The following is a 19,114-nucleotide window of genomic DNA, read 5'->3' on the forward strand; positions in this document are numbered from 1 at the left end:
GGCGCCGCACCCTGGGGACCGCCCCCGGGCCCGTCGCCAGCCGTCGCCCGCCCCGCGCCCCACCGCGAACCATCCGTCCGTCCGCGTCTGGCCACCCCGCGTCTATGCGTGTAGAACGGACCTACCCGTTCGAAAGGAACCGTCCATGGACGCCATCTCCGTCATCCGCACCAAGCGCGACCGCGGCGAGCTGACCCCCGACCAGATCGACTGGGTCATCGACGCCTACACCCGCGGCGAGGTCGCCCATGAACAGATGTCGTCCCTGGCGATGGCCATCTTCCTCAACGGCATGAACCGCAAGGAGATCGCCCGCTGGACCGCCGCCATGATCGCCTCCGGCGAGCGCATGGACTTCTCCGGCCTGCCCCGACCCACCGCCGACAAGCACTCCACCGGCGGCGTCGGCGACAAGATCACCCTCCCGCTCGCCCCGCTCGTCGCCGCCTGCGGCGCCGCCGTGCCCCAGCTCTCCGGCCGCGGCCTCGGCCACACCGGCGGCACCCTCGACAAGCTGGAGTCCATCCCCGGCTGGCGCGCCCAGCTCACCAACGACGAGATGCTCGACATCCTCCGCGGAGCCGGCTCGGTGATCTGCGCCGCCGGCGACGGCCTGGCCCCCGCGGACAAGAAGCTCTACGCGCTCCGCGACGTCACCGGCACCGTCGAGTCCATCCCCCTCATCGCCTCCTCCATCATGTCCAAGAAGATCGCCGAGGGCACCGGCTCCCTGGTCCTGGACGTCAAGGTCGGCTCCGGCGCCTTCATGAAGAACCTCGACGACGCCCGCGAACTCGCCTCCACCATGGTCGAGCTGGGCACCGACCACGGTGTGCGGACGGTCGCGCTGCTCACCGACATGGCCACTCCCCTGGGGCGGACCGTCGGCAACGCCCTCGAAGTCCGCGAATCCGTCGAGGTGCTGGCCGGGGGCGGCCCCCGGGACGTCGTCGAGCTGACCCTCGCGCTCGCCCGCGAGATGCTCGACGCGGCCGGTCTCCAGGACGCCGACCCGGCCAAGGCGCTGGCCGACGGCTCCGCCATGGACCACTGGCGCCGCATGATCTCCGCCCAGGGCGGCGACCCCGACGCCCCCCTGCCGGTGGCCCGCGAACAGCACACCGTCACCGCCACCGCCACCGGCACCCTCACCGCCCTCGACGCCTACGCGGTCGGCCTCGCCGCCTGGCGCCTGGGCGCCGGCCGCGCCCGCAAGGAGGACCCGGTGCAGGCCGGAGCCGGCATCGAACTCCACGCCAGGCCCGGCGACCACGTCACCGCCGGCCGGCCCCTGCTGACCCTGCACACCGACACCCCCGAGAAGATCCCGTACGCCCTGGAAGCCCTCGCCGGCGGCATCGTCATCGGCCCGGAGGACACCGCCTTCACCGCGGGCCCGGTGGTGCTGGAACGCATCGGCTGACGGCCCCAACTCCCCGGTGTCCACCGCCTGTTGAAGCCGGGCGGTGGGCACCGTCGCATTCCGGCCAGATTCCGGAAACAGCCTCCGGCGTCTCGTAGGATTGTTCAACAACCCCTAGTCTCGGGGCCCTTGGCGGTGCGGCGAGAGACGGGGGTGATCTTTCGTGCCGGAAGAGGACCAGGACGCGACGCGGCACACGGAGCAGACCTGGGAGTACCCGTTCCCCGAAGGGGCCGGGTCGGACGCCTTCATGGCGGCGTTCAAGAAGGCGGCGGTCCCCGAGCAGTGGCGAACGCTGCGGACCGAAGTGTGGCCGCTGGTACTGCTGGACACCGGCGGCAGCCCGGACACCGCGGCCCGGCGCGCCCACCGTGTCCTGCAGGGCCTGGCCGACGCGCTCGGCGGAGAGGAGGACAAACGCCTCGCCTACGCCAGACCGCAGCTCGACCAGGAACCGGCGGGCCCCCGGCCCACCGACGCGGCCCGCCCGCCCGAACCGGACTTCCTGACCGTCCGCATCGGCGGCCTGCTGCAGTCCGGCACACCGCCGGAGACCGGACGGCTGCGGCTGCGCAACCTGCGGCTGATGACCGAACTGGTCCGCTGGGCGCAGCGGACACCGGACGACGCCGATCTCACCGCGCGCACCCTGCGCGACCACCTCTACGACCTGCGGGCCGCCGCCACCGACGGCGGACTGCCGCACCTGCTGGCCAAACTGAGCCGCACGCCGGTCCCCGCGCTGCCCGAGGGACAGCCCGCCGCGGCGCAGTCCACCGTGGAGCTGGTGTGGACCCACCTCGCGGGGCCGCTGCTGTACGGCCTGCCGAGGTGGTGCTGGTCGACGTGGTGGAGCTGGCGGCTGGTCACCTCCAAGCGGGGCTGGTACGCCCACTGGCGCCCGGTCAGCAGATCCGGCTCGTTCTTCGACAAGGGGGCGCAGTTCCTGCGGCGGCAGATCGTACGGCTGCGCAAGCCCGACGATCCGGCGGCGCGGCGGGCGGCCCTGCGCGACTTCGAGGAACTGCTGCTGCGGGCGCTGCTGGCGGACCTCCACCGGGCGGGTCCCGGCCGTCTGCTGCCCTGGCGCCGCCGCCGGCGCACCCGCCGGGTGGTGCTGCTCGACCTCCCCGCCGCCGAGACGCCCGCGAAGGCGGCGACCCGCCGCTTCCTCGACACCTGCCAGGCCGTCCAGGGCATCGCGGGCAGCGCCTCCCTGCTGGTCGTCGGCGCCGGCGCGGCGACGGACTACACCGACGCCCGATGGCGCCGCTGCCGCGACCTCAAGGAGACCGCGCGCGAGCTGTCGGCCGCCGCCGGGCCGGCGCCGCAGCCGCTGGTCGGCGCGCTGCCGCAGCAGGACTTCAGCCGGGACGGGATGCTGGTCCACCCCGTGGAACCGCCGGAGTTCCGGATCCGGCCGGCGACCGAACTGGGCTGCGAACTCGTCGCCGGCTGCCTGGCGCTGGGCCTGCTGGCGAACCTCCTGTGGCCGGTGCTCTTCCCGCCGGCCCCGGACTGCCTGGAGGGGGCGGTGGTCACCGGGCAGGCCCCACCGCGGCCCGGGCCCGCCGGGGCGCACGGCGAATCGCCCCGCGAGCAGTACGACGACGTCGTGCGCTCCATCGGCCGCCTCAACCGCAAGGCGCTGTACGCCGAGCGCACGCACCACAAACCGGTGCGCCGGGTCGTCTATCTGGGCAGCGGTGTGGCCGACGACCCCGACCTCGTCGTGATGAACGGCGCGATCCCCGAACTGCGCGGCATCTGGCTGGCCCAGGCCAAGCGGAACCAGGACGCGATGGCAGACCCCCACCGGGTGCTGCTGTACGTCGACATCCGCGACACCGGCAAGCACTTCGAGCACGTCGTCGACCAGGCCCGCGGCGTGGTCCGCCAGGCCGCCGCGCACCGCGACGACGCCGGCAGCGACACCGTCGTCGGCGTCGTGGGATTCCGGGAGAGCCGGCAGTCGACCCGGGAGGCGGCGAAGGTGCTCAGCGACGGAAGGGTCCCGGTCATCGGCACCACCGCGACCGCCGACGCCATGCAGAGCGCCGGCGACTTCTACCGGCCGATGTCCCCGGACAACAGCCGGGAGACCCGGATCGCCGCGCAGTTCGCCCGCCACGGGCGGATCATCCAGACCGGGCCGGGCCGGTGCGAGACGGCCGACCGGGCGGTGGTGGTGAAGGACCCCGGCGACCTCTACAGCAACGAACTCGGGGCGAAGTTCGCGCAGGCCTTCGGCGGCGCCCGGCAGACCACACTGGAGTTCCCGGGCCGCCCGCGCACCGGCACCACCGCCCAGGACACCGCCGAGCGGATCTGCGACCTGCTCCACACCCACCCGCGCACCGTCGTCTACTGGACCTCCAGGGTCGACGCCTTCACCTCCTTCATGAATTCCTACGGCCCCGACTCGGGCTGCTCCGGAAGAGCGCTGACCGTCATCGGAGGCAACGAACTCACCAGCGCCGCACTGGGCGGCCAGTACCTGGACGACGTCCGGCTGCGGCTCTACCACACCGTGCACGTGCTGCCCGACGGCCATCCGCAGGAGAACGACCAGGCACGGCAGTTCATCGCCGACTACATCAGGGCCTACACCGCCCACGACCCCTGGATCAACGACGGCCACGAGGCGCTGGCCCACGACGCGCTGTGGCTGCTGTCCCTGGCGGCGGACCGGGAGTACGCCAGCACCCGGGACGTCACCGCGAAGGCGGTCAAGTCCAAGCTGGACGAGGGCGTGCACTTCCAGGGCGTCAGCGGCGACATCCGTATCCCGGCCCGGCACGGGTCCGCGCCCCCGCTGGACAAGGCGCTGGTGATGCTGCACCACACCCGCGAGGGCCAGAAGCTCGTGCTGTACTGCGGCGCCTTCCGGCAGGACCGGGGGCCCGTGACGCGCTGGGGCCCCGACGGGCGGTACGCCTGCCCCCAGGACGACCCGAACTGAGCCGCCCCCGGTACGCGAAGGGCCCGCCCCACCAGGACAGGTGGCGGGGCGGGCCCTCCGGCTCGTGGAGCGGTTGCTACGCGGCCTTCCCCAGGTGGAGCAGCCGGCGCTCGGCGACCGCCTTGCGCGTGGCGTACAGCGTGATCGAGGCGGCGCCCAGCATCGCGGCCAGCCCCAGGACGACGGTGCCGTCCCAGCCGACCGCGTGGAAGGCGGCGGCACCGAGCGCGCCGCCCAGGCTGCTGCCGACGTAGTACGCGCACTGGTAGAGCGCCGATGCCTGGGCGCGGGCCGTCTTGGCGGTACGGCTCACCGCGGACGAGGCCACCGCATGGCCCGCGAAGAAACCGGCGGTGATCAGAACGAGGCCCGCCAGCACCGCGGCCACCGAGTCGGCCAGCGTCAGCAGCAGACCCGTCGACGTGGTGCCGACCGCCAGGTAGAGGGCGCCGCGCCGGCCGACCCGGGCCACCAGCTGACCGGCCGCGGCCGAGGAGACCGTACCGACCAGGTAGACCACGAAGATCGAACCGACGATGCCCTGCGGGAGGTGGAACGGCTCGGACACCAGGCGGTAGCCGATGACCGTGTAGACCGCGCCGAAGACCGTCATGAACAGCCCGCCGATGCCGTAGAGCCGGCGCAGCAGCGGATCGGAGAGGTGACCGCCCAGCGTACGGGCCAGCGCCCGCGGCCCCACCGCACGGGACGTGAAGTGCCGGGCCCTGGGCACCAGCAGCCGGAACGCCACCGCGCACAGCACCGCCATCACACCCACCGCGCCGAGCGCGGCCCGCCAGCCCCAGGCCTGGGCGACCCAGCCGGTCACGATCCGGCCGGACATCCCGCCGATGCTGTTGCCCGCCACGAACAGACCGATGGCACCCACCAGCGCCTTGGCGCGTACCTCCTCCGCCAGGAAAGCCATCGCCGAGGCCGGCAGCCCGGCCAGCGCGACGCCCTGCACGGCGCGCAGCGCGATCAGCGCGCCGATCGACGGCGCGAACGGCACCAGCAGCGCGATCAGCGTGGCCACCGAAAGGGACACGGTCATCAGCGTGCGCCGCCCGAGCCGCTCGGAGACGGCGCTGAGCGGGATCACCCCGAGCGCCAGGCCGAACGTGGCCGCGGACACCGTCCAGCTCGCCTGGTCCGGGCTCACCCCGAGGTCGCTGGAGATCGCGGGCAGCAGTGCCTGTGTGGAATACAGGAGGGCGAAGGTGGCCACTCCCGCGGCGAAGAGGGCGAAGCTCATCCGGCGGTAGCCGGGGCCGCCCGGCCGCAGCTTGCCCGATTCGGGGTCGGGCGCGGCGGCGGAGGAAGAGGAGTCTGTGGACGACTGGGGAGAGGCGGCCGCACGGTCGGTGACGGACGCCCCGGTATCAGCGGGAGGCATGCTTCGAAGGTAGGCCCGGTCAGTTCATGCGTCCAATGCATGGAAACTGCATAATCGATTCTATGATGCATGAGCGCAGGTCGCAGGGGTCGCTGTTGCAAGGTCGCAACAGAAAAGAAGTGCCGCAGGACAAGCGCCCCGGCGCTGACACCGGCGTGGACACCGGGGAAGCCGCCGAACTGGGCGGCGACTCGTGGGCGACGCTCCTCGCCCCGCGGATCGCCCAGTTCACCGCCGTCGCCCGGCACGAGCACGTCACCCGCGCCGCGCAGGAGCTCGGCATGCCGCAGCCGACGCTCAGCCGCGCCATCGTCCGCCTGGAGGACGACCTCGGCGTCGCGCTCTTCGCCCGGCACGGCCGCACCCTCTCCCTCACCCCGGCCGGACGTGCCTTCCTCGCCTCCACCGAGCGGGCGTTGACGGATCTGGAGCGCGCGACGGAGTCCGTACGTGCCGACGTCGACCCCGCGGCCGGGAAGGTCGCCTTCGGCTTCCTGCACACCCTCGGGCCCGAGACCGTCCCCGGCCTGATCCGCAGCTTCCGCGTCGACCATCCGCGGGTGCGCTTCCAACTCGTCCAGAACTACGGCGAGGCGATGATCGAGCGGCTGCGCGCCGGCGACCTCGACCTGTGCCTGACCTCGCCGGTCCCGGACTACCCTGACCTGGTCGCCCGCCGGCTCGACGAGCAGAAGCTGCGCCTGGTCGTACCGGACGAGCATCCGCTGGCCGCGCGCAAGCGCATCCGGCTCGCGGAGGCCGCCGGCGAACTGTTCGTCACCCTCGAACCGGGCTACGGACTGCGGCGGATCACCGACGCGCTGTGTGCCGAGGCGGGCTTCACCCCGCGGGTCGCCTTCGAGGGCGAGGAGGCCGAGACGCTGCGCGGCCTGGTGGCGGCCGGCCTGGGCGTCGCCCTGCTGCCGCCACCCGCCGTACCGCGCCCCGGCGTCGTCGAACTGACCGTGACGGCCCCCCGCGCGGTCCGGGAGATCGGGGTGGCCTGGCTGGACGGCCACCCCGACACCCCACCGGTGGCCGAGTTCAAGAAGTTCCTCCTGAGCCGCCGCGGAAGACTCCTTCCCCGCTGACCCGGGAGGGAAGGCGGGCACCCGCCCAGCAGGACATCTGGCTCAATGTCTCAGCGACGCCCCGAAGCCCGAGGCCAGCGGCATCCGCAGGCCCAGGGGAGGGGGTGCGGCCAGGGCGTCCTTGATCGGACGGGCGTAGTCGCGGGTGAAGAGCGAGCCGAGGAGGAAGTCGGCGGCCAGGGCGTGGACTTCGGCGCGGTGCTGGTGCAGTGAGTGGCCGTCGGAGTGGACCTCGAAGCGGCAGGTGTCACGGTTGACCTTCTTGGCGCGCTCGGCGTAGCGGTACGACAGGTCGGGGTCGTGGCGCTCGTCGTTGGTGCCGTGGACGAGGAGTACCTGACGGCCGATGAGCTGCTTCACCGGATCGGGCTGCCCGTTGTGCCGGAGGGGATCGGGCAGCCAAGGGGCGATCGCCAGCACGGAGTTGACGGCGGGGTGTCCCGCGGCGTGCAGGGCGGCGCGGGCGCCCATGCCTGTACCGACGAGGCAGACGGGGACATCGCCGTAGCGGCGCACCACCTCGTCCAGGGCCCAGGCGGCATCGCATGCGGGGTGGGCCTCGGTGCCGTTCCAGCCGCGGCAGCGGTAGTGCACGACATGGGCGGTCAGGCCCTCGCCGCGGCCCGCCTTCGCCAGCCGGGCCGCGAGGGGGCGTACCGCCAGTGCGGATACCGGTGACGGGCGCCGCACCCCGGTCGGTCCGCCTCCGGGCAGTAAGAGGGCGACCCCGCTCACCGCCTTCGCAGTTCCGCCCGCTCCCAGCGGTTTTCCCAGCCGGGCCTCGCGCGTCGGCAGTGCTTGCTGAGCCATGACGAGAACGATGGCAGAAGGAGGCGTGCGCGCCACCCTGTGTACGGGTCACTGTTACGTATCGTTCGGTGAGATCTACGCGCGTAGGGGCTAGAGTGCCGAAATGACGAGCGAGACCACCACCCTTCCGACCCCTGAACAGATCCGCCGCGCCCCCAAGGTGCTGCTCCACGACCACCTCGACGGCGGCCTGCGCCCCGCGACGGTCGTCGAGCTGGCCCGCGCCAACGGCTACGAAGGACTGCCCGAAACCGATCCGGAGAAGCTCGGGATCTGGTTCCGCGAGGCGGCCGACTCCGGTTCGCTGGAGCGCTACCTGGAGACCTTCGCGCACACCTGCGCCGTCATGCAGACCCGCGACGCGCTGGCCCGGGTGGCCGCCGAGTGCGCCGAGGACCTGGCCGCCGACGGCGTGGTCTACGCCGAGATCAGGTACGCGCCCGAGCAGCACCTGGAGCAGGGGCTGACCCTCGAAGAGGTCGTCGAGGCGGTCAACGAGGGCTTCCGTGAGGGCGAACGGCGGGCCCGCGAGAACGGCCACCGCATCCGCGTCGGCGCCCTGCTGACCGCCATGCGGCACGCCGCCCGCGCCCTGGAGATCGCCGAACTCGCCAACCGCTACCGCGACAGCGGCGTCGTCGGCTTCGACATCGCGGGCGCCGAGGCCGGCTACCCCCCCACCCGCCACCTCGACGCCTTCGAGTACCTCAAGCGCGAGAACAACCACTTCACCATCCACGCCGGTGAGGCCTTCGGCCTGCCGTCGATCTGGCAGGCGCTGCAGTGGTGCGGTGCCGACCGCCTCGGCCACGGCGTCCGGATCATCGACGACATCGAGGTCGCCGACGACGGCTCGGTCAAGCTCGGCCGGCTCGCCTCGTACGTACGGGACAAGCGCATCCCGCTGGAGATGTGCCCCACCTCCAACCTCCAGACCGGCGCGGCCCCCTCCTACGCGGAGCACCCCATCGGCCTGCTGCGCCGGCTGCAGTTCCGACTCACGGTCAACACCGACAACCGGCTGATGAGCGGCACGAACATGTCGCGGGAATTCGAGCACCTGGTCAAGACATTCCGATACACGCTCGACGACATGCAGTGGTTTACGGTCAATGCGATGAAATCAGCGTTCATTCCTTTCGATGAACGTCTCGCCATGATCAATGACGTCATCAAGCCCGGTTACGCAGAACTGCGGGCCGAATGGCTCTTCCGCCCGGCGCCCACGGCCTCGCCTGTGAGCAGCGGTTCTGACTCCGAGTAACGGGATAGCGCGAGTCTATAGCGTAACGGCCGGTGGTATGTCCACCGGCCGTTTTTGCTTTCCTCGTGGCTGTTTGCGGCGCCGGTTGCCGCCTCACTAGGTTGATTTGCCGGTCAAGCCCCCATCAATTGAGGACGTAATTCGATGAAGCAGGGAACCATCAAGACTCTCGGTGTCGCCGCTGTCGGCGCCGCCATCGCCGTCACCGCGGCGGGCGCCGCCAGCGCCGCGCAGGTGGGCACCCCGGACGCCAAGGGCGTGCTCAAGAACCTGCCGGTGAAGGACACCGGCAAGGTCCTCAAGGGCACCAAGACGCCGGTCGGCAACGTCAAGACGCCGCTGAACTCCCAGGGCAACCTGCTGGGCGGCCTGCCGACCAACGCCGTCTCCAAGGCCCTGGGCAGCTGATCCCGCTCCCCGCTCCGCCCTCCAGGGACGCGTGACGTGCCGTGCCCCGGTCGTATGCCCTCGCAGATACGGCCGGGGCGCCGTCATGTCCGGGCCCGGAGCTGCCGCGGCGGACTACCAGCCGGTGGCGCCGGCGGCGGCCTTCCGCTCCGAGGGCAGGAGTATCCACAGCGCGAGGTAGAGGAGGAACTGCGGGCCGGGCAGCAGGCACGACACCAGGAAGATCACGCGCATCGTCGCCGGGGTCGTACCGAAGCGACGGGCCAGACCCGCGCACACTCCGGCGATCATTCGGTTGTTGCTCGGGCGGACCAGTGCGGCGGCCATGATGGGCGACTCCTTTTCGACTTCGTGGGGCGTTTGCCCCGATGTCTCAAAGGTAGGTCCGGCCGCCCGACAGCGCGTCAGCCTGCGGAGCCAGTCCGACCCTGGGGATCCTCGGGGTCGCACCCCCGAGATCCTCGTACCGGCGGCGGAGCCGGGACCGGGCCCCAGGGACGACCAGCAGGTGCACCAGCGCCACTCCGAGGGTGTTCAGCAGCACCGCGTCGACGTCGGGGACCCGTCCGGGTACCCCTGACTGCAGCAGCTCGATGGCCAGCGCGATCATCGCGCCGGCGAAGACGGTACGGGTCAGCGACACCAGCGGCGAGACGTTCAGCCGCCCGGCCGAGAGCGGGAGCAGCACCCCCAGCGGCGCCAGCAGCAGCACCGGGCCGCCCAGGTGCCCCAACGCCTCCCACGTCAGGCCGTGTGCCAGCTCCGCCCTGATCGTCGCCAGCGGCCGGAGGTTCGCGGCGGGCACCCATGGCACCGAACGAGGACGCAGCGTGAGCCAGCCGACGATCAGCAGATGCGCCACGAGGAGAAGGAGTCCGGTGACGCGCATACGGGGGGCGGCGGTGGTGCCGGGGCCATGACGCTGCACAAAGGCCAGGACGCCGGTAGTGGGGGCCGCGGTTCCGCCCCATTGCACCCGTCTTGGCCGCACCCCGGTCCGGCCGCGCCCCACGGCCGCCGGCTCGCTCAGTCCCGCTGCGACAGCGGGTCCCCCCACCCGGCGTGCTCCGCGATGTCCGGGTGGGCCAGCACATCGGCGGAGCAGTCGTAGCGCTGCGCCGTGTCGTCGCCCGGTCCGCCCAGCACGGCCGCGCGCGCACGCCCCAGCGCCGGGCTCGCGCCGTAGGTGCACACCAGCTGCGCCAGCGCGAAGGACGGCAGGTCGTCCGGCCGGATGCTCAGCCGCAGCGCCTCCGCCGGGTCGCTGCGGCGCGGCCCGTCGACCTTCAGCCCCTGGGGCAGCGCGCTGCTGAACCCGGCCGTCTCCTCGTCCGCCGACGGCGTGCGCTGCAGCTCGACCAGGAGCGTACGGGCGGCCCGCAGCCGCGGATCGGCGGCCGCCGTGTCCTTCGACGGCGTGGTCCGCTCGACCTGCACCAGCGCCGAACCGCACACCAGATAGACGGCGGTCCGCGTGCCGCCGGTCGTGCCCGGAGACGCTTCGCCCGGCGCCTTGCAGCTCACCCGCGAGGGCGCGCCGCCCGCGTCGACCGGCACGGACGTGCCCCGGATCCCGCAGCCCGCGGCGGCCAGCGCGAGTGCCGCCGCACCGGCGGCACGCCGCCACCTCTTTCCGGTCGGTGTCATCGCTCGCCCTCCGTGCCCCGGGCCGTGGCGTCGTCGCCGGCGAGCCGGGAGGCGTCCATCGGCAGCCGCAGGGTGAAGACCGCGCCGCCTTCGGGGAGGTTGGCCGCGGTGATCTCGCCTCCGTGGATGTGCGCGTTCTCCAAGGCGATCGACAGGCCCAGGCCGCTGCCCTCGGACCGCGGGCGGGACGCGCTCGCCTTGTAGAAGCGGTCGAAGACGTGCGGGAGGACCTCTTCCGGGATGCCGGGCCCGTGATCGCGTACGCGGATCACCAGCTCGCCGCTGCCGGGCCGGCCGGTGTCCGCGGTCTGCTCGGCGGGCCCGCCGGCGACGCTCTCGGGCGCCTGCGCCTGCGCCTGCGCCGCGCCGGGCACGGCCGCACCGCCGGCCTCGTCCTCGCCGGCCGCGTCCCGTACGCGCTGCTCGGCGCCGCCCCCGTCCTCCGTGTGGACCGACACCCGCACCGGCGACCCGCCGTGCTTGAGGGCGTTGCCGATGAGGTTCGCCAGGATGACGTCGAGGCGCCGCGGGTCCAGCCGGGCCACGATGCCGCGGTCCGCGTCCAGGTCCACCGCGTCCAGCCAGGCCCGCGCGTCGATACAGGCGGTGACCTGGTCGGCGACGTCGACGTCGTCCAGCACCAGTCGGGCCGTCCCCGCGTCGAAGCGGGTGACCTCCATGAGGTTCTCCACCAGGTCGTTGAGCCGGCGGGTCTCGCTGACCACCAGCTGGACGGCGGGCGCGATCATCGGGTCGAGGGAGTCGGCCTCCTCCTCCAGCACCTCGGAGACCGCGGTGATCGCCGTCAGGGGCGTGCGGAGTTCGTGCGACATGTCGGCGACGAAGCGGCGGGAGGCCGCCTCGCGGGCGCTCAGCTCCTCGACCCGCTGCTGGAGCCGCTCCGCCGTACGGTTGAACGTACGCGACAGATCGGCGAGTTCGTCCGTGCCGGTCACCCGCAGCCGGGTCTCCAGCCGCCCCTCGCCCAGCTGCCGCGCCGCATGCCCCAGCCGCTGTACGGGCCGCAGCACGGTCGTCGCGGCGGCCTGGGCCAGCAGCGCGGAGCCGACCAGCGCCAGCGCGGTGGCGATGCCCAGCGACCAGGCCAGCGAGTTGAGGTCCTGCCGCTCGGCGGCCAGCGACTTCATCATGTAGCCGGTCGGTCCGCCGCCGATCACCTTGGCGCCGGCGACGAGGTAGGGGGTGTCCCCGACCTGCTTGCGCTGCCAGTACAGATGGTGCGCGGAGGGGTTGGACTCGTCGACCGGGCGCACTTCGTTGACCGCGCCGCGCAGCGCGTCGGGCACGCTGCGCAGCGTCAGCAGGTCCTTGTCCGTGGTCGCGGCGCAGTCCTTGCCCTCGCGGTCCACGCCGATCAGCAGCACCGCGTAGTTCTGCGGCCCGCCGGCTATCTGCCGCGCCGCGTCCTGCAGTTCGGTGCACCGGGGGCGCAGCGGCAGCGACCGCGTGCTGTCCTCCAGCGACTTGCGGAAGTCCTTGAGGACGGCGTTCTGGGTGCGGTCCAAGACGGTGTTGCGGTTGAGCCAGTAGGCGATGCCGGACGCGGAGACCGCGGCGGTCAGCGCCACCAGCGCGAAGACCACGACCAGCCGCAGCCGCAGGCTCGTCCAGCGCAGCAGTCCCGAGGCCCGGCCGAGCAGTCGCGGCACCTGCCGTGCGGACGCGGCCGCGGCGTCCGCGCCGTCGTCCGCCCTCCCGCCGCTGTGGGAACGTTCCGTCACTGCGGGGAGTCCAGCCGGTAGCCGACGCCGCGGACCGTGCGGATCAGTGTCGGCGAGGACGGTACGTCCTCCACCTTGGCGCGCAGCCGCTGCACACAGGCGTCCACCAGGCGGGAGTCGCCCAGGTAGTCGTGTTCCCACACCAGCCGCAGCAGCTGCTGCCGGGACAGCGCCTGGCCGGGGCGGCGGCTCAGCTCCAGCAGCAACCGCAGCTCGGTCGGGGTCAGTTGCAGATCCTCGCCGTTCTTGGTGACGGTCATCGCCGAGCGGTCGATGACCAGCGAGCCGAACGTCGCCGAGTCGCTGGACTCGCGCTCGCCACGGCGCAGCACGGCCCGGATGCGGGCGTCCAGCACCCGTCCTTGGACCGGTTTGACGACGTAGTCGTCGGCGCCGGACTCCAGTCCCACCACGACGTCGATGTCGTCGTTGCGCGCGGTGAGCAGGATGATGGGCAGCTGGTCCGTACGCCTGATCCGCCGGCACACCTCGAAGCCGTCGATGCCCGGCAGCATCACATCCAGCACGATCAGGTCCGGGCGCTGCTCGCGCAGCAGCTTCAGGCCGTCCTCGCCCGTCGCCGCGGTCACCACACGGTGACCCTGGCGGGACAGCGAGAGTTCGAGGGCCGTGCGGATGGCGTCGTCGTCCTCGATCAGCAACAGGAAAGGCACGGCAGCCATTCTGTCCCATGGGACGCCTGGACATCGACCTGTGTCTGGTGCGTGGTGTCGGGCCGGGGCGGAGCCGTGGGTGGTTGCGGTCGGAGTGGGGGCGACCGTATGCGGGCCGCCGGGGCCTGTGACAGGTCTGTGACAGTCGGCGGACAACGCGATGAAACTGGCTTGGCAGTCTTTTGGGCACCGGGAGAGATCAACACCCGGGGGACACCGAGTGAGCTGGCTCTACGACGGGGGGCGCGAGATGAACACACTGCACGGTACGACTTCCAGCGCAGTTATCACGCGACTTCACGACGTCGTAAGGACCACGGAGAAGTCCGGTGCCGTGAGCGGGCGGGGGTGCGCTCGCGGCACCGGGCGTCAGCGGCTGCCTTTCATGGTGGCCATCGACGCCACGAAGGTGGCCGTCGACGGGGGAAGCACGGGCCACGGGGGAGACGCGGCCCACGGGGGAGCGGAGTACGGGGAGGCCACGGGGGAACGGCGTTCCGCGTCGGAGGCGGCCGAGGCCGAAGCGGCCTTCACCGCCTACGTCCAGGAGCGCCGCGCCTCCCTGTACGCCACCGCCTACCACCTGACCGGCGACCGCTACGAGGCCGAGGACCTGCTGCAGAGCGCGCTGTTCTCGACGTTCCGCGCCTGGGACCGGATCAGTGACAAGGCGGCGCTCGGCGGCTATCTGCGGCGCACGATGACGAATCTGCACATCAGCGCCTGGCGCCGCCGCAAGCTCAACGAGTACCCGACCGAGGAGCTGCCGGAGACGGCGGGCGACGTGGACGCGATGCGCGGCACCGAGCTGCGTGCCGTGCTGTGGCAGGCGCTGGCGCGGCTGCCCGAGACGCAGCGCACCATGCTGGTGCTGCGTTACTACGAGGGCCGTACGGACCCGGAGATCGCGGACATTCTCAACATCAGTGTCGGCACGGTGAAGTCGAGCATCTGGCGCGCCCTGCGCCGGCTGCGTGAGGACGAGGTCCTCAGCTTCGGCCGTGACGAGGAGGAGTCCTTCGGCCAGCTGGTGGCCTGAAGGACCGGGGGAGCCCGAGGGGAACGGGAACGCCCGAGGGGGATGGAGGGGATACGGGGGAACCGGCTCGGGCGGAGCGATCCGCGGGAGCCGGGCGTATCGGGGGATACGGGGGAGCACGGGGGAAGGAAGCGGGTTCGGGCGGCCGGGGGGTCTGCCCGAGCCCGCTTCCGCGTGTTCCGCGACTGCCGTAGGTGGCCTCCGGCCGCGGGTCAGGAGCCCACGGCCGCGCCCGCCGGGTCCACCGCCCCGGCCGCCCATATGCGGTCCAGGGCCTCCGGCTTGGCGCAGGCGTGGGCGCCCAGGGCCGTCTGGCGGGCGACGATGGAGCGTTCGCTGCGCATCAGGCGCAGGCCGCGGCGCACCAGGTACGGGGCGGACTTGCGGCCCTCGCGCAGATCGCGGACCAGCCGGCGGCGGAAGGTGGTGGCCGGGTGGCCGCGCAGGCACAGGGCGTCGGCCAGCAGACCGGCCGCGCGGCAGGCGGCGATGACGTCGGCGGCGAACACGCCCTCCGCGATGAACAGCCCGGCGCCTGCGAGGTCGAGCCGGGCCGTGCCGACCCGGGCGCTGGCGGAGATGTCGTACACGGGAACGTCGCAGCGCCCCGTGCGGCACAGCGCGGCGATGGCCGCGACGGCGGTGTCGGCGTCCCAGGAGAGCGGTGAGTCCCAGTCGGCGCCGCCGCCGTCGGGGAGTTGGGGCAGCGTCGGGTCCGTCGCCTCCTTGTAGAAGTCGTCGAGGTTGAGGACGGGCAGGCCGCTGCGTGCGGCCAGGGACGTCTTGCCGGAGCCGGAGGGGCCGGTCAGCAGGACGACGCGGGCGGGGACGCCGGGGGTGCCTGACGGCTCAAGCGGGGTCGAGGGCTTGAGGGAGGACGGCCGGGCGGGAGAGTGGGAGCTCACGGGTAGCCATTGTCGCGTATTGCGCTGTGTGGGCTACCCCTGGCGCGCGAGGTGGATCGGGAACCCGGGCCTCAACTACGCTGCGAATCGAGTTGGTTACCGAGCGCACATGCTCGTGCAGCCTTTCGATCCATAGGCAGGTGGCACAACATGCTCTTCCCGGTACGTCCCAAGTCCGGCCGCGCCCCGCGCACGTTGCTGCGCGTCGGCCTGGTGGTCTCCGCGGCCGGCGCCGCGATCGCCGCGGGCGGTGCGGCGGCGGCGAGCGCGGCCCCGGCGTTCACCCCCTCGTTCGTCCCCTCGTCCACCCCGTCGTTCGTCCCGTCGAGCGGCGGCACCGACACCGGCGCCATGACCACGGCGCTGACCGGCGCGACGGTGCGGTCCACGTCCGGCGGCCTCGGCCCGGTCAAGGACCTCAGGCTGAACCCCCTGGCGGACACCTCCGTCGACCCGCTCGACAACGCCGTCGCCACCAAGGTCGCCGACTTCAAGCCGATGAGCACCAAGCAGGTGACCGGCACCCTGTCGAAGGGCGGCGGCGCGCTCAGGACCCTGCCGGTGGTCGGGCGGGCGACCCGGGTGCTGCCGGGCTGAGACCCGCCCCGGCCGGGTGCGCTCGTCGTCCGGCACCCGGCCGGGGCGTGCTCAGCGTCCGTAGAAGGCGCCCACCAGCGCCTCCATGTCCCGCTGGAAGGAACAACTGAGCGCGATCCACGAGCCGTCGGTGAAGACCAGGTCGAACCGGCCCCGTGGGAACGTCGTGCGCGGCTTGGGCCGCAGCTGCGCGATGTCCGTGCGCGGCACCTCCACCGCGACCTCGATTTCCGGCGCCCGCTCCCGCCAGCCGGTGGCGTGGTCCGTGACGACGATCAGCCGGCGGTCGGTGACCGCCTGGTGGCGGGGCTCGCCGCCGGCGTTGGTGACCTGGACGTGGAAGCGTCCGGCCAGGCTCGTCCAGCCGCCCTCCATGGGCTTGCCGTACATCGCGTACTGCGTGGCGTCGTCCAGCGCGTCCTCGACGGCCTCCTGGGCCTCGTTGATGCCCTCCGCGATGTTTCCGGCGACGCGCGTCACCGGGTTGTTCGCCAGCCGGCTGCGCGCCACCGCCCCGAGCGGCCGCGACGCCTTCTCCACGGCGCTGCCGAGCACCCCCGGACCCGCTTCTCCAGCTGCGGCTTCCTCCGCGGCACGCGCAGGTGGGCGGGGACGAGGGGGAGCGCCGGATACGCCTCGTACTGAACGGCCCGCAGCAGCACCTCACCGGGCTGGAGGAACTGCCGGCAGGGGGTCTCGTGATCGGGCCTGGGCATGCGGTCGTTCCTCTCCACGGCCAAGATCGATTCTACGGGGGGTGCGGACAGCGGTGCGGGGCCCCACCCCGCAGGAGGTGAGGCCCCGCACGCCGGTTCGCCGGCGCCGATCGGGCACCGGTCCGGCGCCCGATCGGTACGTCCCGGTCTAGACGCCCATCGGGTGCCAGACCGTCTTCGTCTCCAGGAAGGCGGTCAGACGGGAGGTGCCCGGGTCGGCGGTGAAGTCCACAGGCTGTGGACGAAGTACGCGCTTGAGGTTGTCGGCCGCCGCGACCTCCAGGTCGCGGGCCAGGTCGGCGTCCGCGCCCGTCAGGTCCAGGGCGTTGACGTCCTGGTGCGCGGCGAGCGGGGCCGCGATCTCGGCCGTCTTCCCGGACAGCACGTTGACCACGCCGCCCGGCACGTCCGAGGTGGCCAGCACCTCGCCCAGCGAGAGCGCGGGGAGCGGGGCCTTCTCGGAGGCGACGACCACGGCGGTGTTCCCGGTCGCGACGACCGGGGCGATCACCGAGACCAGGCCGAGGAAGGAGGAGTCCTGGGGGGCCAGGACGGCCACCACACCCGTCGGCTCGGGGGTCGAGAGGTTGAAGAACGGGCCCGCGACCGGATTCGCGCCGCCCACGACCTGGGCGATCTTGTCGGTCCAGCCCGCGTACCAGACCCAGCGGTCGATCGCCGCGTCGACCTGGGCCGCGGCCTTGGACTTGGAGATGCCCTCCGCGTCCGCCACCTCCCGTACGAACTGGTCCTTGCGGCCCTCCAGCATCTCGGCGACGCGGTAGAGGACCTGGCCGCGGTTGTACGCGGTCGCGCCCGACCAGCCGCCGAACGCCTTGCGCGCGGCCACGACCGCGTCACGGGCGTCCTTGCGGGAGGAGAGGGGGGCGTTGGCCAGCCACTTGCCCTTGGAGTCGGTCACCTCGTACACCCGGCCGCTTTCGGAACGCGGGAACTTCCCGCCCACGTACAGCTTGTAGGTCTTCAGCACACTGAGACGATCAGACATTGAGGTACGCCTCCAGGCCGTGGCGGCCGCCCTCGCGGCCGGAGCCCGACTCCTTGTAGCCGCCGAACGGCGAGGTCGGGTCGAACTTGTTGAACGTGTTGGACCAGACGACGCCCGCGCGCAGCTTGCCGGCGACGGAGAGGATGCGGGAGCCCTTCTCGGTCCAGATGCCGGCGGAGAGGCCGTACTGGGTGTTGTTGGCCTTGGCGACCGCCTCTTCCGGGGTGCGGAAGGACAGCACCGACAGCACCGGGCCGAAGATCTCGTCGCGGGCGATGGTGTGCGCCTGGGTGACGTTCGTGAAGAGCGTCGGGGCGAACCAGTAGCCGGAGGTGGGCAGTTCGCAGGCGGGGGACCAGCGCTCGGCGCCCTCGGCCTCGCCGGTCTCGGCGAGCGCGGTGATCCGGGTCAGCTGCTCGGCGGAGTTGATGGCGCCGATGTCGGTGTTCTTGTCGAGCGGGTCGCCCAGACGCAGGGTGGCCAGCCGGCGCTTGAGGCGCTCCAGCAACTCGTCCTGGATCGACTCCTGGACCAGCAGGCGGGAGCCCGCGCAGCAGACCTGGCCCTGGTTGAAGAAGATGCCCGTGACGATGCCCTCGACGGCCTGGTCGATGGGCGCGTCGTCGAAGACGATGTTGGCGCCCTTGCCGCCCAGCTCCAGGGTGAGCTTCTTGTCCGTGCCGGCGACCGTGCGGGCGATCTCCTTGCCGACGGCCGTGGAGCCGGTGAAGGCGACCTTGTTCACGTCCGGGTGGGCGACGAGGGCGGCGCCGGCGTCCCCGTACCCGGGAAGGATGTTGACGACGCCCTTGGGCAGACCCGCCTGCCGGCAGATGTCGGCGAAGAACAGCGCGGAGAGCGGGGTGGTCTCGGCGGGCTTCAGCACGACCGTGTTGCCGGTGGCGAGCGCCGGGGCGATCTTCCAGGCCAGCATCAGCAGCGGGAAGTTCCACGGGATGACCTGGCCCGCGACACCCAGCGGCGCCGGGTTGGGGCCGAAGCCCGCGTGGTCGAGCTTGTCGGCCCAGCCCGCGTAGTAGAAGAAGTGCGCGGCGACCAGGGGGAGGTCCGCGTCGCGGGTCTCCTTGATCGGCTTGCCGTTGTCCAGGGTCTCCAGGACGGCCAGCTCGCGGGAGCGCTCCTGGATGATCCGGGCGATCCGGAAGAGGTACTTGCCGCGCTCGGCGCCGGGCAGCGCCGACCACTTCTCGAACGCCTTGCGGGCGGCCTTCACGGCGCGGTCCACGTCCGCGGCGCCGGCCTGCGCGACCTCGGAGAGGACCTCCTCGGTGGACGGCGAGACGGTCTTGAAGACCTTGCCGTCGGCGGCCTCGGCGAACTCGCCGTCGATGAACAGGCCGTAGGACGGCGCGATGTCGACGACCGCGCGCGACTCGGGCGCCGGTGCGTACTCGAAGAGATTGGCCATGG

At 72.4% G+C, this 19,114-nt stretch carries 18 protein-coding genes; 7 read left to right on the top strand and 11 right to left on the bottom strand.

The features are described from left to right. The first annotated feature begins 145 nt into the window (after positions 1-145). Complete coding sequence (locus tag AC0680_RS20965) at positions 146-1,423, top strand: thymidine phosphorylase (protein ID WP_478630808.1); 1,278 nt, start codon at positions 146-148, stop codon at positions 1,421-1,423. 163 nt (positions 1,424-1,586) lie between these two features. Then, the gene (locus AC0680_RS20970) at positions 1,587-4,385 is read left to right on the top strand and encodes a type 1 periplasmic-binding domain-containing protein (protein WP_478630810.1); all 2,799 of its coding nucleotides are present in this window, start codon (positions 1,587-1,589) and stop codon (positions 4,383-4,385) included. 76 nt (positions 4,386-4,461) lie between these two features. On the opposite strand, the gene AC0680_RS20975 is transcribed toward AC0680_RS20970, so the two are convergent. Further along, positions 4,462-5,781: an MFS transporter gene (locus AC0680_RS20975; protein WP_478630813.1), complete on the bottom strand. Its 1,320-nt coding sequence runs from the start codon at positions 5,779-5,781 to the stop codon at positions 4,462-4,464. A gap of 62 nt (positions 5,782-5,843) precedes the next feature. Between AC0680_RS20975 and AC0680_RS20980 the strand changes: the two genes are divergently transcribed. Further along, complete coding sequence (locus AC0680_RS20980) at positions 5,844-6,872, top strand: LysR family transcriptional regulator (RefSeq protein WP_478630815.1); 1,029 nt, start codon at positions 5,844-5,846, stop codon at positions 6,870-6,872. A gap of 42 nt (positions 6,873-6,914) precedes the next feature. Here the strand turns inward: AC0680_RS20980 and AC0680_RS20985 are convergent, their stop codons facing one another. After that, the gene (locus AC0680_RS20985) at positions 6,915-7,682 is read right to left on the bottom strand and encodes an alpha/beta fold hydrolase (protein ID WP_478630818.1); all 768 of its coding nucleotides are present in this window, start codon (positions 7,680-7,682) and stop codon (positions 6,915-6,917) included. A gap of 103 nt (positions 7,683-7,785) precedes the next feature. Between AC0680_RS20985 and AC0680_RS20990 the strand changes: the two genes are divergently transcribed. Both AC0680_RS20990 and AC0680_RS20995 read left to right on the top strand, forming a co-directional pair. Further along, positions 7,786-8,946 (top strand): adenosine deaminase, encoded by a 1,161-nt coding sequence (locus tag AC0680_RS20990; RefSeq protein ID WP_478630820.1) that lies wholly within the window; start codon positions 7,786-7,788, stop codon positions 8,944-8,946. A 144-nt stretch (positions 8,947-9,090) separates the two neighbouring features. Continuing rightward, the gene (locus AC0680_RS20995) at positions 9,091-9,354 is read left to right on the top strand and encodes a hypothetical protein (protein WP_478630823.1); all 264 of its coding nucleotides are present in this window, start codon (positions 9,091-9,093) and stop codon (positions 9,352-9,354) included. Between the two features lie 114 nt (positions 9,355-9,468). Here the strand turns inward: AC0680_RS20995 and AC0680_RS21000 are convergent, their stop codons facing one another. The 5 genes from AC0680_RS21000 to afsQ1 form a co-directional block, all read right to left on the bottom strand. Next, on the bottom strand, positions 9,469-9,681 hold the full coding sequence (locus tag AC0680_RS21000) for a PspC domain-containing protein (RefSeq protein ID WP_478630826.1): 213 nt from the start codon (positions 9,679-9,681) through the stop codon (positions 9,469-9,471). Positions 9,682-9,727: 46 nt separating this feature from the next. Next, a complete protein-coding gene (locus AC0680_RS21005) occupies positions 9,728-10,243 on the bottom strand; it encodes a VanZ family protein (protein WP_478630916.1) in 516 nt (171 codons plus the stop codon). Positions 10,244-10,380: 137 nt separating this feature from the next. Beyond that, on the bottom strand, positions 10,381-11,001 hold the full coding sequence (locus AC0680_RS21010) for a hypothetical protein (protein ID WP_478630828.1): 621 nt from the start codon (positions 10,999-11,001) through the stop codon (positions 10,381-10,383). Then, positions 10,998-12,743, bottom strand: coding sequence for an ATP-binding protein (locus tag AC0680_RS21015; RefSeq protein WP_478630831.1), 1,746 nt, complete (start codon positions 12,741-12,743; stop codon positions 10,998-11,000). Before AC0680_RS21015 ends, AC0680_RS21010 begins: the two co-directional genes overlap by 4 nt. Then, positions 12,740-13,417: a two-component system response regulator AfsQ1 gene (gene afsQ1, locus AC0680_RS21020; protein ID WP_026169550.1), complete on the bottom strand. Its 678-nt coding sequence runs from the start codon at positions 13,415-13,417 to the stop codon at positions 12,740-12,742. The genes AC0680_RS21015 and afsQ1 overlap by 4 nt, the downstream gene beginning before the upstream one ends. A 250-nt stretch (positions 13,418-13,667) precedes the next feature. Between afsQ1 and AC0680_RS21025 the strand changes: the two genes are divergently transcribed. Beyond that, positions 13,668-14,456, top strand: coding sequence for a SigE family RNA polymerase sigma factor (locus tag AC0680_RS21025; RefSeq protein WP_478630833.1), 789 nt, complete (start codon positions 13,668-13,670; stop codon positions 14,454-14,456). Positions 14,457-14,668: 212 nt separating this feature from the next. Here the strand turns inward: AC0680_RS21025 and AC0680_RS21030 are convergent, their stop codons facing one another. Beyond that, positions 14,669-15,361, bottom strand: coding sequence for a uridine kinase family protein (locus AC0680_RS21030; RefSeq protein ID WP_478630835.1), 693 nt, complete (start codon positions 15,359-15,361; stop codon positions 14,669-14,671). A gap of 150 nt (positions 15,362-15,511) precedes the next feature. On the opposite strand from AC0680_RS21030, the gene AC0680_RS21035 reads away from it, so the two are divergent. Next, positions 15,512-15,958, top strand: a complete 447-nt coding sequence (locus tag AC0680_RS21035) for a hypothetical protein (RefSeq protein ID WP_478630837.1) — start codon at positions 15,512-15,514, stop codon at positions 15,956-15,958. Positions 15,959-16,009: 51 nt separating this feature from the next. Here AC0680_RS21035 and AC0680_RS21040 read toward each other — a convergent pair whose 3' ends face one another. The 3 genes from AC0680_RS21040 to AC0680_RS21050 form a co-directional block, all read right to left on the bottom strand. Next, positions 16,010-16,513, bottom strand: a complete 504-nt coding sequence (locus tag AC0680_RS21040) for a hypothetical protein (RefSeq protein ID WP_478630839.1) — start codon at positions 16,511-16,513, stop codon at positions 16,010-16,012. Between the two features lie 309 nt (positions 16,514-16,822). Continuing rightward, complete coding sequence (locus tag AC0680_RS21045) at positions 16,823-17,683, bottom strand: aldehyde dehydrogenase family protein (protein WP_478630841.1); 861 nt, start codon at positions 17,681-17,683, stop codon at positions 16,823-16,825. Beyond that, entirely contained in the window at positions 17,676-19,112 is a 1,437-nt protein-coding gene (locus AC0680_RS21050; protein ID WP_478630843.1) for an aldehyde dehydrogenase family protein, read from the bottom strand. The genes AC0680_RS21045 and AC0680_RS21050 overlap by 8 nt, the downstream gene beginning before the upstream one ends. Positions 19,113-19,114 lie beyond the last annotated feature (2 nt).

The sequence above is a fragment of the Streptomyces sp. NPDC043738 genome, assembly GCF_056436545.1.

Coding starts and splice junctions, on each gene's coding strand:
- AC0680_RS20965 (WP_478630808.1), top strand. CDS start 146: ATGGACGCCATCTCCGTCATCCGCACCAAGCGCGACCGCGGCGAGCTG.
- AC0680_RS20975 (WP_478630813.1), bottom strand. CDS start 5,781: ATGCCTCCCGCTGATACCGGGGCGTCCGTCACCGACCGTGCGGCCGCC.
- AC0680_RS20980 (WP_478630815.1), top strand. CDS start 5,844: ATGATGCATGAGCGCAGGTCGCAGGGGTCGCTGTTGCAAGGTCGCAAC.
- AC0680_RS20985 (WP_478630818.1), bottom strand. CDS start 7,682: ATGGCTCAGCAAGCACTGCCGACGCGCGAGGCCCGGCTGGGAAAACCG.
- AC0680_RS20990 (WP_478630820.1), top strand. CDS start 7,786: ATGACGAGCGAGACCACCACCCTTCCGACCCCTGAACAGATCCGCCGC.
- AC0680_RS20995 (WP_478630823.1), top strand. CDS start 9,091: ATGAAGCAGGGAACCATCAAGACTCTCGGTGTCGCCGCTGTCGGCGCC.
- AC0680_RS21000 (WP_478630826.1), bottom strand. CDS start 9,681: ATGGCCGCCGCACTGGTCCGCCCGAGCAACAACCGAATGATCGCCGGA.
- AC0680_RS21005 (WP_478630916.1), bottom strand. CDS start 10,243: ATGCGCGTCACCGGACTCCTTCTCCTCGTGGCGCATCTGCTGATCGTC.
- AC0680_RS21010 (WP_478630828.1), bottom strand. CDS start 11,001: ATGACACCGACCGGAAAGAGGTGGCGGCGTGCCGCCGGTGCGGCGGCA.
- AC0680_RS21025 (WP_478630833.1), top strand. CDS start 13,668: ATGAACACACTGCACGGTACGACTTCCAGCGCAGTTATCACGCGACTT.
- AC0680_RS21035 (WP_478630837.1), top strand. CDS start 15,512: ATGCTCTTCCCGGTACGTCCCAAGTCCGGCCGCGCCCCGCGCACGTTG.
- AC0680_RS21045 (WP_478630841.1), bottom strand. CDS start 17,683: ATGTCTGATCGTCTCAGTGTGCTGAAGACCTACAAGCTGTACGTGGGC.
- AC0680_RS21050 (WP_478630843.1), bottom strand. CDS start 19,112: ATGGCCAATCTCTTCGAGTACGCACCGGCGCCCGAGTCGCGCGCGGTC.